Raw genomic sequence first — 13,828 nt, forward strand, 5'->3', positions numbered from 1 at the left:
AACCATGGCCCCATCCCCGGTCGACGTGCCGAACCTCGTGGACCCGAAGAGCCACCTCGACCAGGACATGCCCGAGGTGTGGCGGTTCCTGCGTGCCCAGGATCCCGTGCACTGGCACCCGCCGACGTCCGAGGGGCCCGGATTCTGGGTGGTCAGCAGATACGACGACATCGTGCGCGTGCTGCGGGACGACGACCGTTTCACGTCCGAGAAGGGCAATGTCCTGGCGACCATGCTCAAGGGCGGGGACATGAGCGCCGGCAGCATGCTGGCCGTCAGCGACGGGGGCTATCACACGAGTCTGCGCAAGCTCCTGCACGAGGCGTTCTCGCCCCGTGCGCTCGCCGGGGTCGAGCGCCATGTGCGCCGTATCGCACAGCAGTTGACACGCGACGCCGTCGAGAAAGGCGAATGCGACTTCGCCCGTGACATAGCATCCGCGATACCGCTGGAGACGATATGCGATCTCCTCGACATCCCCCAGGGGGACCGGCAGGACGTCGCCAGGCTCACCAAGTCCGCTCTGGCATCGGACTACGAGAACCCGGAGGCCCATGCCGACATGGCCGCGCGCAGCGCGATCGTGGTGTATTTCCAGAACCTCGTCGCGGAACGCCGCAAGGCGCCCGGGACCGACCCCGTCAGTCTGATGGCGACCGCGGAGGTGGACGGCAGACGCCTCAAGGACCTGGACATCGTCCTCAACTGCTACAGCCTGATCATGGGCGGGGACGAGACCAGCAGACTGGCCATGATCGGAGCCGTCCGGGCCTTCGTCCGGAACCCCGACCAGTGGCGGGCGCTCAAGGACCCCGGCTCGTCCGTCGACGTGGCGGCGGAGGAGGTGCTGCGCTGGACCACCCCGGCGATGCACTTCGGTCGCACCGCCACCGCGGACGTCGGCCTGCGGGACCGCACCCTCCGCGCGGGGGACCTCGTCACCCTGTGGCTGAACTCCGGCAACCGGGACGAGGCGGTGTTCCAGGACCCCGACCGGTTCGACATCACCCGCTCGCCGAACCGGCACCTGGCGCTGGGCCACGGTCGGCACTTCTGCCTGGGCGCCCACCTGGGACGCATCGAGATCCGCGCGATGCTGGACAGCCTGCGCACCTGCGTCTCCGGAATCCGGCAGACCGGACCGGAACGCTGGATCTACTCCAACTTCCTCACCGGCATGAGCAGCCTCCCGGTGGTACTGGAGGGAGAGCCGGCCCCCTGTGACGCGCCGGACAGCCCCTAGGCCCGGAACCTGGTCCGCAGTGGCAGGCTGACCACGCCCGCTATCTCGTTCGAGGCGAGGTGCACGGGCTCGCCGGCGAGTTCGAAGGACTCGATGCCGGCGCACAGTTCCGCGAACGAGGTCCGCAGCATCAGCCGCGCCAGATGGCTCCCCAGACAGGTGTGCGGACCGGCGCCGAACACGATGTGGTGGTTCGGGGTGCGCGCGAAGTCGAGCAGGTACGGCCGCTCGAACGCGTCCTCGTCGCGGTTGGCGGACGCGATCCACGCGGTGACCGCCTCACCGGCCGCGATCCGCTGCCCGGCGATCGTGGTGTCCCGCCGGGCCCGCCGCATGAAGTGCGTCACCGGAGAGGCCCAGCGCAACGCCTCCTCGACGGCCGCCGCCGGCATGGCGTCCGGCCAGCGGCCCTCCCCGCCGTGCTGTTCCGCCAGCACGATGACCGTCGCGTTGATGACGTGCGAGGTGGTCACCACCGCGCCCAGGAGCAGACTCAGGCAGTTGTACAGCAGTTCCTCGTCGGTCAGGCGCCGCCCGGCTATCTCGATCGACATCAGATGGCTCGTCAGGTCGTCGGAGGGATTCCGCCGCCGCTCCCCGATGCGCTGCGCGAAGTAACCCATGATCTCGTAGTGGGCCGAACCGGCGGTGGGCTTCGCGGTGTCGTGGGTGCGGTACCGGGGATCGTCCGGTGCGAGGCAGGCGTACGCCAGCCGGAGCAGCGGGTCGATGTCGTCCTCCGGCAGGCCCATCATCATCGCGCACAGGGCCATCGGCAGCCGGACGAACGCCGACGCCACGTCCCACACCTCGCCGTCGCGCGCCGGTTCGACGGACTTCCTGACGAACGCCTGCACGAACTCCGTGTAGGCGGGCACGGCGCGCGCGGAGAACGGCCTGCCGACCTGCTCACGGTACTTCCGGTGCCGGGGCGGGTCCGTCGACTGCATCATCAGACCGGCGGCCGGATCCGGCGCGTCGAGCATGGCGATGGCGGTCCCGCCCTCGGAGCTGAACGTCTCGTGGTCGCTGAGCACCCGATAGACGTCGGCCCGCCGGGTCACCGCCCAGAACCCGCGACCGTTCCGCCGCTCCTGCCAGAACACCGGCCGCTCGGCCCGCAGCGTCTGCCATACGAGGTGGGCGTCGCCGTGGACGTAGAGGTCGGTGTCGGTCAGATCGATCCGGTCGAGCGGAACCCGCGCCCGGCCGGCCGGCCTGGTTATTCTCATGAGCGTCCTTCCGGGTACCGGTCGCCTGCGCCGCTCAGGCCGGCGAGGACCAGCTCAACCCGTCCGGCGAGGCGATCAGCCCGCCGTCGAGGAGCGGGATCTCGGGGCCGACGTCCGACCCGAGCTGGGCACGGATCTGTTCGTTGGCTCCCTCCTGCATCGCGTCCTTGACCACCGATGCCCGCATCAGCGGCAGGATGCTCGGCTCCGTGCTGCCGGCGAGCTCGTCCACCGCCGCCGCGAACTCACCGGACTGGCTCGTGTAGCGCTGCACGAGCGCCTGTTGCGTGGCCAGGGTGGCCTCGCCCGAGGACACCCCGCCGACCAGGCTCACGAACGACTGCAGGTCGGAACCGGTGCTCTCGGTGACCTTCTTGGCGGACCAGAAGTAGGAGGCCTCGTCGACGTGCATGTTGTAGAAGGACACGAGGAAGTCGTGGAACGCGCGGTACTCACGCCGGTACCGTTCCTCGAACTCGCGGAAGGCGGTGTCCTCCTCGACCGTCCCGTCGAGCACGCTGTTGATGGAGCGGGCGGCGAGCAGCGCGCCGTAGGTGGCCAGGTGCACGCCGGAGGAGAAGATGGGGTCGATGAAGCACGCCGCGTCGCCGACGAGTGCCATGCCGGGTCGCCAGAACCGGGTGTTCGCGTACGAGTAGTCCTTGCGCACCCGCAGTTCCCCGTACGGGCCTTCGGTGACCCGCGTGGCGTCCCGGAGGTACTCGCCGATCAGCGGGCATTCCGCGACGAGCGAGGTGAGCGCCGCTTCGGGATCGCCCTGGACCCGGTCCGCGAGTTCCCGTCGCACGACCGCGCCGACGCTGGTGAGCGTGGGGCTCAGCGGGATGTACCAGAACCAGCCGCTCTCGAAGGCGGCGCACAGGATGTTGCCGGAGTTGGGCTCGGGCAGCCGCTTGCCGCCTTCGAAGTAGCCGAACAACGCGAGACTGCGGAAGAACTCCGAGTACTCCCGGGCCGCCCCGACGTGCTGGTGGATACGGCTCCTGTTTCCGGAGGCGTCCACCACGTACCGCGCGCGGATCGTCCCCCGGGCGCCCTCGGCGTCGGCGTACGTCACGCCGCCGACCCTGCCGTCGCTCTCGACGACGTCGACGACGGCGTGCTGCTCACGGACGTCGACACCGGTGTGCCGGGCGTGGTCGAGCAGGATCTGGTCGAATCTGCTCCGCTCGACCTGATAGGCATGGGACGTCTCACTGGCGATGCGCGGTGACACCGAGAAGGAAAAGGTCCACGGCTCGGGGTTGGCGCCCCAGCGCATTGTGCCGCCGCGTTTCCTGGTGAATCCGGCTTTGGCGAGTTCGTCCGCGACACCGGTGAGCCGACAGATCCCGTGGACGGTGGACGGCAGCAGCGACTCACCGATCTGCCATCGGGGGAACTTCTCTTTCTCCAGCAGGACGACACGGTGTCCGCGCATCGCGATCAGCGTCGCCAGTGTGGATCCGCCCGGTCCGCCACCGACCACCACTACATGGGCTTCTTCGTCAAGACCCTCGGTGCTGTTCATCGGCTCCATCCCGCCGACTATGGCAGCCGGGAACAAGGCCGACAAGGCGCCCTCACTTCTCGTTCAACCGATGATTCGCGTCAGTTGAACAGGTGCGGTTTCGGGATGCGCGGCCGACACTCTCGATGGGGAAGCGCCGTTGTCGTAAAGTCCGTCTGGCGCCGAATACTCCCTGAAGGCGGGAACTCCTGGAGGGTTACTGGTGAAGAAATACTGCAAGGCCTATTCACTGGGTGAGCTGCGCACGTTCCCCGGCTGGGCCGCCGGCGCGGCCCCGGAGGAGCACGACATCGCCGATGACCAGCCGGTCTTTCTCTGCGACGAACTCACCGTGCTGATCAGCCCGGTGGGCAAGGACAAGGACAAGAGGCTCTTCTCCGACGTCACTCCCGAATGGCGGGAGTTCTGCACGGAGGTCCTGAAGTTCGAGATTCCGGAAGACCTCGCCTTCGCCTACGCCGAGCCGGAACAGAGCTGAGCGGACCGCCCGCGAAGACATCGCCCTCGGGAGGGTAAACCCATGGATGAACTGACCCAGCGCCTGTCCACCGACCAGTCGGTGGCGGTGGGCGGACCGAACCCCTCGCTGGAGGAGTTCAGGACCCGCCTCGACGAGATCGGGACGGTGTTCATCAAGTTCACGGAGACACGTGGCGGCACCGATCTCGGAATTCAGTTGGACCGCTCGGCCTCCGACACCACCGGAGCCGATTTCGACCAGGGCAGCGGCAGTGTGCACGTCGAGGGGACGCTCATTCTCAACGACGACCCCGTGCGCTGCATCGCCGATATCGACCTGACCACCCTGAAGGGGACCGGGCGCCTGAAGGTCGTAACAGAAGCCGAAGTACTCGTCGACTGAACAGCACCGGACACCGAGGGAGAACCGAAATGGACGAGCCGAAGTTCCTTCGCCCGAACGCGATCGTAGAACCGCTCGTTGACCGGTTCTACGCCTGGATGCACAACGTGGCCCCGGTCCAGTCCGCGATGAACCTGGCCTTCCTTCAGGTGCCGCTGCTCGAGTCGTACCTGCAGTCGCCGCAGGTGCACATCAACGCGAGTGTCAACCCCGAGCTGCGGGGCGGCTTCTTCGTCAACGTCCCCGAGGAGCGCAGTGGCGAGGTACGGGAGCTGCTGGCCTCGATCAAGCGCGACCGAGCCGCACAGCTCCGCTTCGCCGAGGCGGTCGCCGAGGTCGACGAGCTCATCGGGCGGGAGGCGACCGGGTTCGACCTGACCCCGCTCTACCCGAAGCTGCCCCCAGAGGTCGCCGGACTCGTGGAACTGACCTATGACACCAGCAACCAGGCGTCGTTCCGGTTCCACGAGCCGGTCGTGTACGAGAGCGACGTCTACTCCGAGGACCGGCAGTCGGTTCAGCTGTCTCTCGAATCGGGCGTCGAACGGCCCTTCATCCTCAGCACCCCGCGGCTGCCGGCCCCCGGCGTGCTCGACCTGCCGATCCCGTTCCGCCACCCCGGCCTCGTCGACCTGTTCCGGGCGCGGATCGAGCCGACGACAACGGCGCGCCTGCGCGAGGCACTGGAACTCGGCGACGCCGAAGCCGGCGCACTCGACGGGCTCCTGACGGACGCACCCGACCTGGCGGGCGACCGCCACATCGAGGGCGGCGGCCGGATCCGCTACTTCGGGCACGCCTGCCTGGTCATGCAGACACCCGAAGCCGCGGTCATGACCGACCCCTGGGTCAGCGCCGACAGCACGGCCTCCGGCCGGTACACCTACCGGGACCTGCCCGACTTCATCGACCTGGTGCTGATCACCCACGGCCACCAGGACCACATCGTGCTGGAGACCCTGCTGCAACTGCGCGGCCGGGTCGGGGCCGTCGTCGTACCGGGCTCGTCACGGGGCAACCTCTGCGACCCGTCGCTGGCGCTCTACCTGAAGCGCGTCGGACTGCCCGTGATCGAGGTGGACGACTTCTCCGAGGTGGAGTTCCCCGGCGGGAAGGTGACCGCGACGCCGTTCCTCGGCGAGCACGCGGATCTCGACATCCGTGCCAAGACGACCTACCACCTCGAACTCGGCGGCCGGAGGATCTTCATCGGAGCGGACTCCTCCGGCATCGACCCCGGGCTCTACCGCCACATGCGCAACCACCTGGGGCCGATCGACGTCGCCTTCCTGGGCATGGAGTGCGCCGGCGCCCCGCTCACCTGGCTCTATCAGGCGCTGCTGGTCCGGCCGGTGAGCAAGAAGATGAGCGACTCGCGGACCCTCTCGGGCTCCAACGCGGAGCAGGCCAGCGCGATCGTGTCCGAACTGGGCGCGAGCGAGGCCTACATCTACGCCATGGGCGAGGAGCAGTGGCTCGTCGGCCACGTCATGGCGACCTCGTACAACGAGGACTCCTTCCAGCTCAAGCAGGTCGAGCAATTCATGACCTGGTGCGCGGCCCAGGGCGTCAAGGCCGACCACCTCTACGGCCAGCACGAGTGGCGGTGGTGACCGTGGACAACAGGATCAAGAGCATCGTCGTCCTGGGCGGCGGATCCGCGGGCTGGATGAGCGCCTGCTATCTCGGCAGCCACTTTCAGGGCAGCGTGCGCGTCACGGTCCTGGAGGCGCCGGCCATCCCCAAGATCGGGGTCGGCGAGGCGACCATCCCGAACCTCCAGCGCGCCTTCTTCGACCAGCTGGGCATCGCAGAGGACGAGTGGATGCCCGAGGTGAACGCCAGTTTCAAGATGGGCATCAAGTACGTCAACTGGCGCACCCCCGGCCAGGCTGCGCCCGAGCCGCGCCGAATGGGCGAGGGCACCGACCACTTCTACCACCTCTTCGGCCTGCTCCCCGAGGTGGACCGGTTCCCGCTCTCCCACTACTGGGCGAACAAGAAGCAGGCCGGCGGCACCGACCAGGACTTCGCCTACGCCTGCTTCAAGGAGCCGCCGCTCCTGGACGCCAACAGGTCCCCGCGGTGGCTGGACGGCCGGCGGGCCACGAACTACGCCTGGCACTTCGACGCCCACCGGCTCGCGGCGTTCCTGAGCCGGGTCGCCACGGAGCGGTTCGGCGTCGAGCACGTCCAGGGCGAGATGCAGGACGCCGTGCTCGACGAGCGCGGCCACATCACCGCCCTGCGGACCCGGGACGGCCGGACGCTGAGCGCGGACTTCTTCGTGGACTGCTCCGGAACACGGGGACTGCTCATCAACAAGGCCATGGCCGAGCCCTTCGTCGACATGAGCGACTACCTGCTCTGCGACAGCGCGGTGGCGGCCTCGGTCCCGCACGACGACGAGCGGTACGGAGTGGAGCCCTTCACCTCGTCGATCGCGATGCGCGCGGGCTGGACCTGGCGGATCCCGATGCTCGGCCGCTTCGGCAGCGGTTACGTCTTCTCCAGCCGGTTCACCGAACGCGACGAGGCCACCAAGGACTTCTGCGGTCTGTGGGACCTGGACCCGGCGCAGACCGAACTCAACCAGATCCGCTTCCGGGTCGGCCGCAACCGCCGCGCCTGGGTGAAGAACTGCGTCGGCATCGGCTTGTCGTCCTGCTTCCTGGAACCCCTGGAGTCGACCGGCCTCTACTTCATCTACGGCGCCCTGTACCAGCTCGTCAAACACTTCCCGGACAAGACCTTCAACCCGGTGCTCAGCGACCGTTTCAACCGTGAGATCGAGACCATGTTCGACGACTCGCGCGACTTCCTGCAGATCCACTACTACTTCTCGCCGAGACACGACACGCCCTTCTGGTCGGCGAACAAGGAACTGCGGTTGTCGGACAGCATCGCGGCCAAGATCGAGGCCTTCAGGGCCGGGATCCCGGTCGACCAGCCGGTGACCGACGTGAGCACCTACTACGGCAACCTCGAGGCGGAGTTCCGCAACTTCTGGAACAACGGGAACTACTACTGCATCCTGGCGGGACTGGGCCTGACCCCGGACGGACCGCCGACGCTGACCTACCGGGACCGGTCGGTGGCGCGGGCCGAGACCGTGTTCCAGGAGGTCCGGGAGCAGCAGCGGTCGCTCGTGGCGTCGCTGCCCGCCAACCACGAGTTCCTCCGCCGGCTGCACGGTGCCGGCTGATCATGGATCTGGCCGACGGCTTCGTCCGGGGGATGCGGCGGCTGGCGAGCGGTGTGTGCGTGGTGACCACCGCCACCGCCGACGGCAGCCCGTGCGGACTGACCGCCACGGCGGTCTCGTCGCTGTCGGTGACTCCTCCCTCCCTCGTCGTCGGCGTGAACCGGCGGAGCCGGCTGGGGGAGGTGATCGGGGAGGTGCCCGCCTTCGCGGTCAACATCCTCGGCACGCAACACCGTCCGGTCGCCGAGGTGTTCGCCGGAAGGGTGGCGGGGGTCCGCGGCACCGCGCGGTTCGACCACGGTGACTGGCGGCCGAGTGCGGAGGGCGTCCTGGTCCTGGGTGACGCCCCCGCGCACTTCCTCTGCAAGGTCGACGGCGTCGTCGAGCGGGCGACCCATCTGCTCCTGATCGGCGCCGTCACCGATGTGCATGTTTCAGATGAAAAATGCAGCCTTCTGATCTATTTCTCCCAGAACTTCTCTGCCATCAGTTCATAGGGATCGTGGAGGACGGGCCGAGACGGAGTCGGTTGACATGACAGGCAGGACTGTTCCAGCTCCCCCGGGACTGGACGGCAGGGGAGCCGGGGACGGACCCGGACAGCCCCGCAGGCGGCTCAGGCCGGGGACGTTGCCGCGGATCGTCCCGTACATCCGCCCGTACCGCTGGCCGTTGCTGCTGCTGATGACGGTCACGCTGCTGGGCGCCGGCATGGCCGCCGTCGCCCCGGTGCTGTTCGGGAAGGTCATCGACGAGGGCATCGTGCCGCGCCGGTTGGGCGTCGTCATCGGGTTCGCCGTGGCCATCGCCGGGCTGGCCCTGGTGAAAGCCGTAACCGACTACTTCCGGGCCCGGTTGTCGGCCGGGATCGGGCAGAGCCTGATCTACGATCTCCGCGTCCAGGCCTATGCGCATGTGCAGGAGCAGTCGCTCGCCTTTTTCACCCGCACCCAGACCGGCGCGCTGGTGAGCAGGCTGAACACCGACGTCGTAGGCGCGCAGCGGGCGGTGACGATGCTGCTGTCGCAGACCGCGGAGACCCTGCTGACCCTGGTCCTGGTGCTGGCCGCCATGTTCTACCTGTCCTGGCAACTTGCCCTGGCCGCGCTGCTGACCATCCCGTTCTTCATCTTTCCCGCGAAGATCATCGGGGTCAGGCTGGAACGGCTCACCCGGGAGACCATGCAGCTCAACGCCGAGATGGGCTCGCTCATGAACGAGCGGTTCAACGTGGCCGGAGCCATGCTGGTCAAGCTGTACGGACGGCGGGACCAGGAGTCCGGCCTGTTCACCACACGAGCGCGCCGGGTTCGCGACGTCGGCGTGAAGACCGACGTGACCGGCGAGACGCTCGCCCTCGTCATCGGCCTGGCCAGCACACTCGCCCTCGCGCTGATGCTCGGCGTCGGCGGCGCACTCGTCGTCGACCACGCGTTCCAGGTCGGCACGCTGGTCTCCATGATCACCCTGCTCACCATGCTGTACGGCCCGGTCAACCAGCTGACCAGCCTGCCGGTCAGCGTCCTGGTCGCGCTGGTGAGCTTCGACCGGGTCTTCGAGGTGCTCGATCTCCGGCCGCTGGTCGCGGAGCGGCCCGAAGCCGAGGCACTGCACGCCCGCAGGAGCGCCGGCGCCGGCGCTCCTGCCGACGTGCACGGCCCGGTACCGGAGATCGAGTTCCGCGACGTCTCCTTCCACTACCCGAGCGCGGCGGAGGTCTCCCTGGCCTCACTCGAGTCGATCGCGCTCCCCGCACCCGAACGCAACGACAAGACCCTCACCCTCGACGAGGTCAGCTTTCTCGCCCCGGCCGGCCGGCTCACCGCGCTCGTCGGGCCCTCGGGCGCCGGGAAGACCACCATCACCCACCTGGTTCCCAGGTTCTACGACCCGGCGTCCGGAAGCGTACGGATCGGCGGGCACGACATCCGCGACCTCACCCTCACGTCGCTGCGCGACGCGATAGGCGTGGTGACACAGGACGCCCACCTGTTCCACGACACGATCCGCGCCAACCTGCTGTACGCCCGGCCGGACGCCTCCGAAGCCGAACTGGTCGAGGCCTGCGACGCCGCCCGGATCTGGGAGCTCATCGCCTCGCTCCCCGACGGCCTGGACACCAGGGTCGGCGACGCGGGGTACCGGATGTCCGGTGGCGAGAAACAGCGGATCGCCCTGGCACGGCTGCTCCTGAAGGCCCCGCCGATCGTCGTCCTGGACGAGGCGACGGCCCATCTGGACACGGCGTCCGAAGCGGCGATCAAGGGCGCGCTCAAGACCGCGCTGGCCGACCGCACCTCGCTGGTCATCGCCCACCGGCTGTCCACCATCCGCGACGCCGACCAGATCCTGGTCGTCGACGGGGGCCGGATCGTCGAACGCGGCAGCCACGAGGTGCTCCTGGAGGCGGGCGGTCTGTACGCGGACCTGTACGACAAGCAGTTCGTCCGGCAGGCCGGCGGCGGTTCCGGTCCCGCGACATCCTGAGCGCCGCGTTCCGACGGAGGGGTTGGCAGTGGCTTCCGATCACCCGGCCGACGAGGAAAAGGCCGATTTCATCCCGGTGCACGAGCTCGTCGCCGCCCGGGCGGCGACCCACCCGGACGCGGTGGCGGTGGTGTGCGGGCAGCGGTCGCTCACCTACGCCGGGCTGATGAGCCGGTCGGCCCGGCTGGCCCGGTACCTGCGCGCCAGGGGGGTCGGACCGGAGTCCGCGGTGGCCTTGTACCTGCCGCGCGGTGCGGAGATGGTGACGGCCGTACTGGCGGTGTGGCAGGCCGGGGGCGGGTACCTGCCGCTGGATCCGGACTACCCGGCCGAGCGGCTCACGTTCATGCTCACCGACGGCGCCGCGACCGCCCTGGTCGGGGACCGGAGCGTGGCGAGCAGGCCGGTCGGCCGGGGCGCCGTGAGCGGCCTCGGCGGCGCCGTCGCGGAGGCGGTGGACGACGGCAGGGCGGTGGTGTGGCTGGACGACCCGGCCGTACGCACCGACCTGGCCGCGCTGCCCGCCGTCCCCCCTGAACCCGTGCCGGTCCACCCGGCCGCACTGGCCTACACGATCTACACGTCGGGATCGACCGGGACGCCGAAGGGCGTCCAGGTGCCCCACGCCGGACTGGCCCGTCTGGTGGCCGGCCTCGGACCTGTGCTCGGGATCGCTCCGGGCGTACGCATGCTGCAGTTCGCCTCGTTCAGCTTCGACGCCGCGGTGCTCGACATCGCGGCCACGCTGACGTGCGGCGGCACCCTGGTGGTGGCCACCGCGCAGGAGCGGGCCGAACCGTCCCGCCTGACGGCGCTGCTCCGGGCAGGAGCGGTGCGGGCCGCCAGCGTGGTGCCGTCGCTGCTGGACATGCTCACACCGGAGGAACTGCCCGGCCTGGGCACCGTCCTGGTGGGCGCCGAACGGCTCACCGAGCGGGTGGCCCGGGCATGGGCGCCCCACCGCAGGCTGGTCAACACCTATGGGCCGACCGAGACCTCGGTGATGGTCACCACCGGACAGGTCGATCCCGGAACCCGGCAGGCACCGCCGATCGGCTCCGCCCTGCCCCGGACGTCCCTGCACGTCCTCGACGAGGAACTGAGGCCGGTACCGCCGGGCGTCACCGGGGAGTTGTTCATCGGCGGGCCGCAGGTGGCGCGTGGCTACGGCGGCCGGGCGGTGCTGACGGCGGAGCGGTTCGTAGCCGACCCGTTCGCAGGGGACGGAACACGGCTGTACCGGACGGGCGACCTGGTGCGCAGGACCGCGACCGGTGACCTCGAGTTCGTCGGCCGCGCCGACGACCAGGTCAAAGTGCGCGGTTTCCGCGTCGAGCCGGGCGAGGTGGAGGCCGCACTGGCCACCCACCCCGGCGTACGGACCGCGGTCGTGACGCTGACCGGGGACGGCGCCCGGTCCCGGCTGGCGGCCTACCTGATCCCGGTCGATCCCGGGGCCGGCCTCCCGCACCGCGCCGACCTGCGGGCGTATGCGCGGCGCAGGCTGCCGGACTACATGATTCCGTCCGTGTTCGTCGTGTTGGCCGCGTTGCCGCTCACCCCGGCCGGAAAGACCGACCGGGCCGCCCTCCCCGCCCCCGGCTCGGACCGCACCGCCCTGGACGGCCCCTACGTCACGCCCGCGACCCCGACCGAGGACCTGCTAGCCGGCATCCTGGCCGAGGTCCTCGGCGTGGACCCGGTCGGCGCACTCGACGACTTCTTCGAACTCGGCGGCCACTCCCTGCTGGCCATGCGGGTCATCTCCAGGGTGCGCACGGTGTTCGAGGTCGAACTGCCGCTTTCAGTCCTGTTCGACCAGCCCACGGTACGAGGCCTGGCCGCAGCCGTCGAAGGACCGGCGGCGCGGACCCCGGCCCCGCCGGTGACCCCGGCCCCCCGAGACCAGACGCTGCCCTTGTCCTTCGCCCAGCAGCGGCTGTGGTTCCTCGACCAGCTCGAACCCGGATCGACCGAGTACAACGTGCCGATGCGCGTGCCGCTGCCGGCGGACACCGACGTACGCGCCCTGGGCGCCGCGCTGGACGCCATGGTGGCCCGGCACGAGGTGCTGCGGACCCGGCTGGTGGCCGGCCCCGACGGCACGGCCCGTCAACTGATCGACCCGCCCGCCCCGGTGCCCCTGCCGATCGCCGACCTGTCGACCGCGGCGGAGCCGGTACGGGCGGCCGACCGGCTGATCGCCCTCGACGCGCTCGCCCCGTTCGACCTGGCGGCCGGCCCGCTGCTCCGCGCGTGTCTGATCCACCTCGGCCGGCCCGGATACGTGTTGGCGCTCTCCCTGCACCACGTCGCCTTCGACGAATGGTCGGGCGGAGTCCTCCGGCGCGAACTGACCACACTGTACGAGGCGTTGCGGGCGGGTGAGTCCGATCCGCTGCCGCCCCTGCCGGTTCAGTACGCCGACTTCGCGCTCTGGCAACGGGACTGGCTGACCGGCGACGTACTGGACAGCCAACTCGCCTACTGGAAGCGCCGGTTGGCCGAACTGCCCCTGCTCGAACTGCCCACCGACCACCCGCGCCCGCCGGTCCGGTCGTCGGCGGGCAGGGTCACCCGGTTCACCGTCCCCGGCGAGACGACACAGGGACTGCGAAAGGTCGCCCGTGAGTGCGGCGCGTCCATGTTCATGGTGGTCTTCGCCGCGTACGCGGCGCTGCTGGGCCGGTACGCGGGAACCGACGACGTGGTGATCGGAACACCGGTGGCGAACCGGACCCGCGCCGAGACCGAGGAACTGATCGGGTTCTTCGTGAACACGCTGGTGATGCGGACGGACCTGTCGGGTGATCCGTCGTTCGCGGGCCTGGTGGGCCGGGTGCGGGAGGCGGCACTGGGGGCCTTCGCCCATCAGGATCTGCCGTTCGAGCAGTTGGTGGATGCGTTGGTGACCGAGCGGGACCGGTCGCGTACCCCGCTGGTCCAGGCGTTCTTCAACTACGACGTCGAGGACCCGGGCGATGTCGGAACGGATGTCATCGCGAAATTCGATCTACGACTGATCGTGATGGACGACGGCACGGAACTGGCCGGAGTGGTGGAGTCCAGCACGGCGCTGTTCGAGGAGACGACGATCACGCGGCTGATCGGCCACCTGACCACGATGTTGGGGGCGGTCGCCGCGGATGCGGAGGTACGGCTGTCGGAACTGCCGATGGTTTCTGTGGGTGAGCGTGGGGTGTTGGTGGAGGGGTGGAGTGGGGTTGGGGTTGGGGTGGGGGAGTTGGGTGGGGGTGGGGTTGTGGGG

10 protein-coding genes are annotated in these 13,828 nt (G+C 69.4%); 8 read left to right on the plus strand and 2 right to left on the minus strand.

Annotated elements, in window-relative coordinates:
• Positions 1-4: 4 nt before the first annotated feature.
• A complete protein-coding gene (locus tag ACFWPQ_RS25130) occupies positions 5-1,243 on the plus strand; it encodes a cytochrome P450 (RefSeq protein ID WP_384038842.1) in 1,239 nt (412 codons plus the stop codon).
• Here ACFWPQ_RS25130 and ACFWPQ_RS25135 read toward each other — a convergent pair.
• Together ACFWPQ_RS25135 and ACFWPQ_RS25140 are read right to left on the minus strand one after the other, a co-directional pair.
• On the minus strand, positions 1,240-2,475 hold the full coding sequence (locus ACFWPQ_RS25135) for a cytochrome P450 (RefSeq protein WP_384038846.1): 1,236 nt from the start codon (positions 2,473-2,475) through the stop codon (positions 1,240-1,242). The genes ACFWPQ_RS25130 and ACFWPQ_RS25135 overlap by 4 nt on opposite strands.
• Positions 2,476-2,509: 34 nt before the next feature.
• Positions 2,510-4,006, minus strand: a complete 1,497-nt coding sequence (locus ACFWPQ_RS25140) for a tryptophan 7-halogenase (RefSeq protein ID WP_384038849.1) — start codon at positions 4,004-4,006, stop codon at positions 2,510-2,512.
• A gap of 202 nt (positions 4,007-4,208) precedes the next feature.
• Here ACFWPQ_RS25140 and ACFWPQ_RS25145 point away from each other — a divergent pair, with 202 nt between their 5' ends.
• From ACFWPQ_RS25145 to ACFWPQ_RS25175, 7 genes are all read left to right on the plus strand, one after another.
• Positions 4,209-4,484: a hypothetical protein gene (locus ACFWPQ_RS25145; RefSeq protein ID WP_384038852.1), complete on the plus strand. Its 276-nt coding sequence runs from the start codon at positions 4,209-4,211 to the stop codon at positions 4,482-4,484.
• Between the two features lie 42 nt (positions 4,485-4,526).
• A complete protein-coding gene (locus ACFWPQ_RS25150) occupies positions 4,527-4,868 on the plus strand; it encodes a hypothetical protein (RefSeq protein WP_384038855.1) in 342 nt (113 codons plus the stop codon).
• Positions 4,869-4,897: 29 nt separating this feature from the next.
• A complete protein-coding gene (locus tag ACFWPQ_RS25155; protein WP_384038857.1) occupies positions 4,898-6,481 on the plus strand; it encodes an MBL fold metallo-hydrolase in 1,584 nt (527 codons plus the stop codon).
• A gap of 2 nt (positions 6,482-6,483) precedes the next feature.
• Positions 6,484-8,073, plus strand: a complete 1,590-nt coding sequence (locus tag ACFWPQ_RS25160) for a tryptophan halogenase family protein (RefSeq protein WP_384038860.1) — start codon at positions 6,484-6,486, stop codon at positions 8,071-8,073.
• A gap of 2 nt (positions 8,074-8,075) precedes the next feature.
• Complete coding sequence (locus ACFWPQ_RS25165) at positions 8,076-8,570, plus strand: flavin reductase family protein (protein WP_384038863.1); 495 nt, start codon at positions 8,076-8,078, stop codon at positions 8,568-8,570.
• 37 nt (positions 8,571-8,607) lie between these two features.
• Complete coding sequence (locus ACFWPQ_RS25170; protein ID WP_384038866.1) at positions 8,608-10,560, plus strand: ABC transporter ATP-binding protein; 1,953 nt, start codon at positions 8,608-8,610, stop codon at positions 10,558-10,560.
• A gap of 28 nt (positions 10,561-10,588) precedes the next feature.
• Positions 10,589-13,828: amino acid adenylation domain-containing protein (locus ACFWPQ_RS25175; RefSeq protein ID WP_384038869.1), on the plus strand; the 3,240-nt coding region annotated here is incomplete at its 3' end.

The organism is Streptomyces sp. NPDC058464 (assembly GCF_042721035.1).
Taxonomy (GTDB): Bacteria; Actinomycetota; Actinomycetes; order Streptomycetales; family Streptomycetaceae; genus Streptomyces.

Excerpts from the sequence above, each read along its gene's own strand:
- ACFWPQ_RS25130 (WP_384038842.1), top strand. The coding sequence starts at position 5 with ATGGCCCCATCCCCGGTCGACGTGCCGAACCTCGTGGACCCGAAGAGC.
- ACFWPQ_RS25135 (WP_384038846.1), bottom strand. The coding sequence starts at position 2,475 with ATGAGAATAACCAGGCCGGCCGGCCGGGCGCGGGTTCCGCTCGACCGG.
- ACFWPQ_RS25140 (WP_384038849.1), bottom strand. The coding sequence starts at position 4,006 with ATGAACAGCACCGAGGGTCTTGACGAAGAAGCCCATGTAGTGGTGGTC.
- ACFWPQ_RS25150 (WP_384038855.1), top strand. The coding sequence starts at position 4,527 with ATGGATGAACTGACCCAGCGCCTGTCCACCGACCAGTCGGTGGCGGTG.
- ACFWPQ_RS25155 (WP_384038857.1), top strand. The coding sequence starts at position 4,898 with ATGGACGAGCCGAAGTTCCTTCGCCCGAACGCGATCGTAGAACCGCTC.
- ACFWPQ_RS25165 (WP_384038863.1), top strand. The coding sequence starts at position 8,076 with ATGGATCTGGCCGACGGCTTCGTCCGGGGGATGCGGCGGCTGGCGAGC.
- ACFWPQ_RS25170 (WP_384038866.1), top strand. The coding sequence starts at position 8,608 with ATGACAGGCAGGACTGTTCCAGCTCCCCCGGGACTGGACGGCAGGGGA.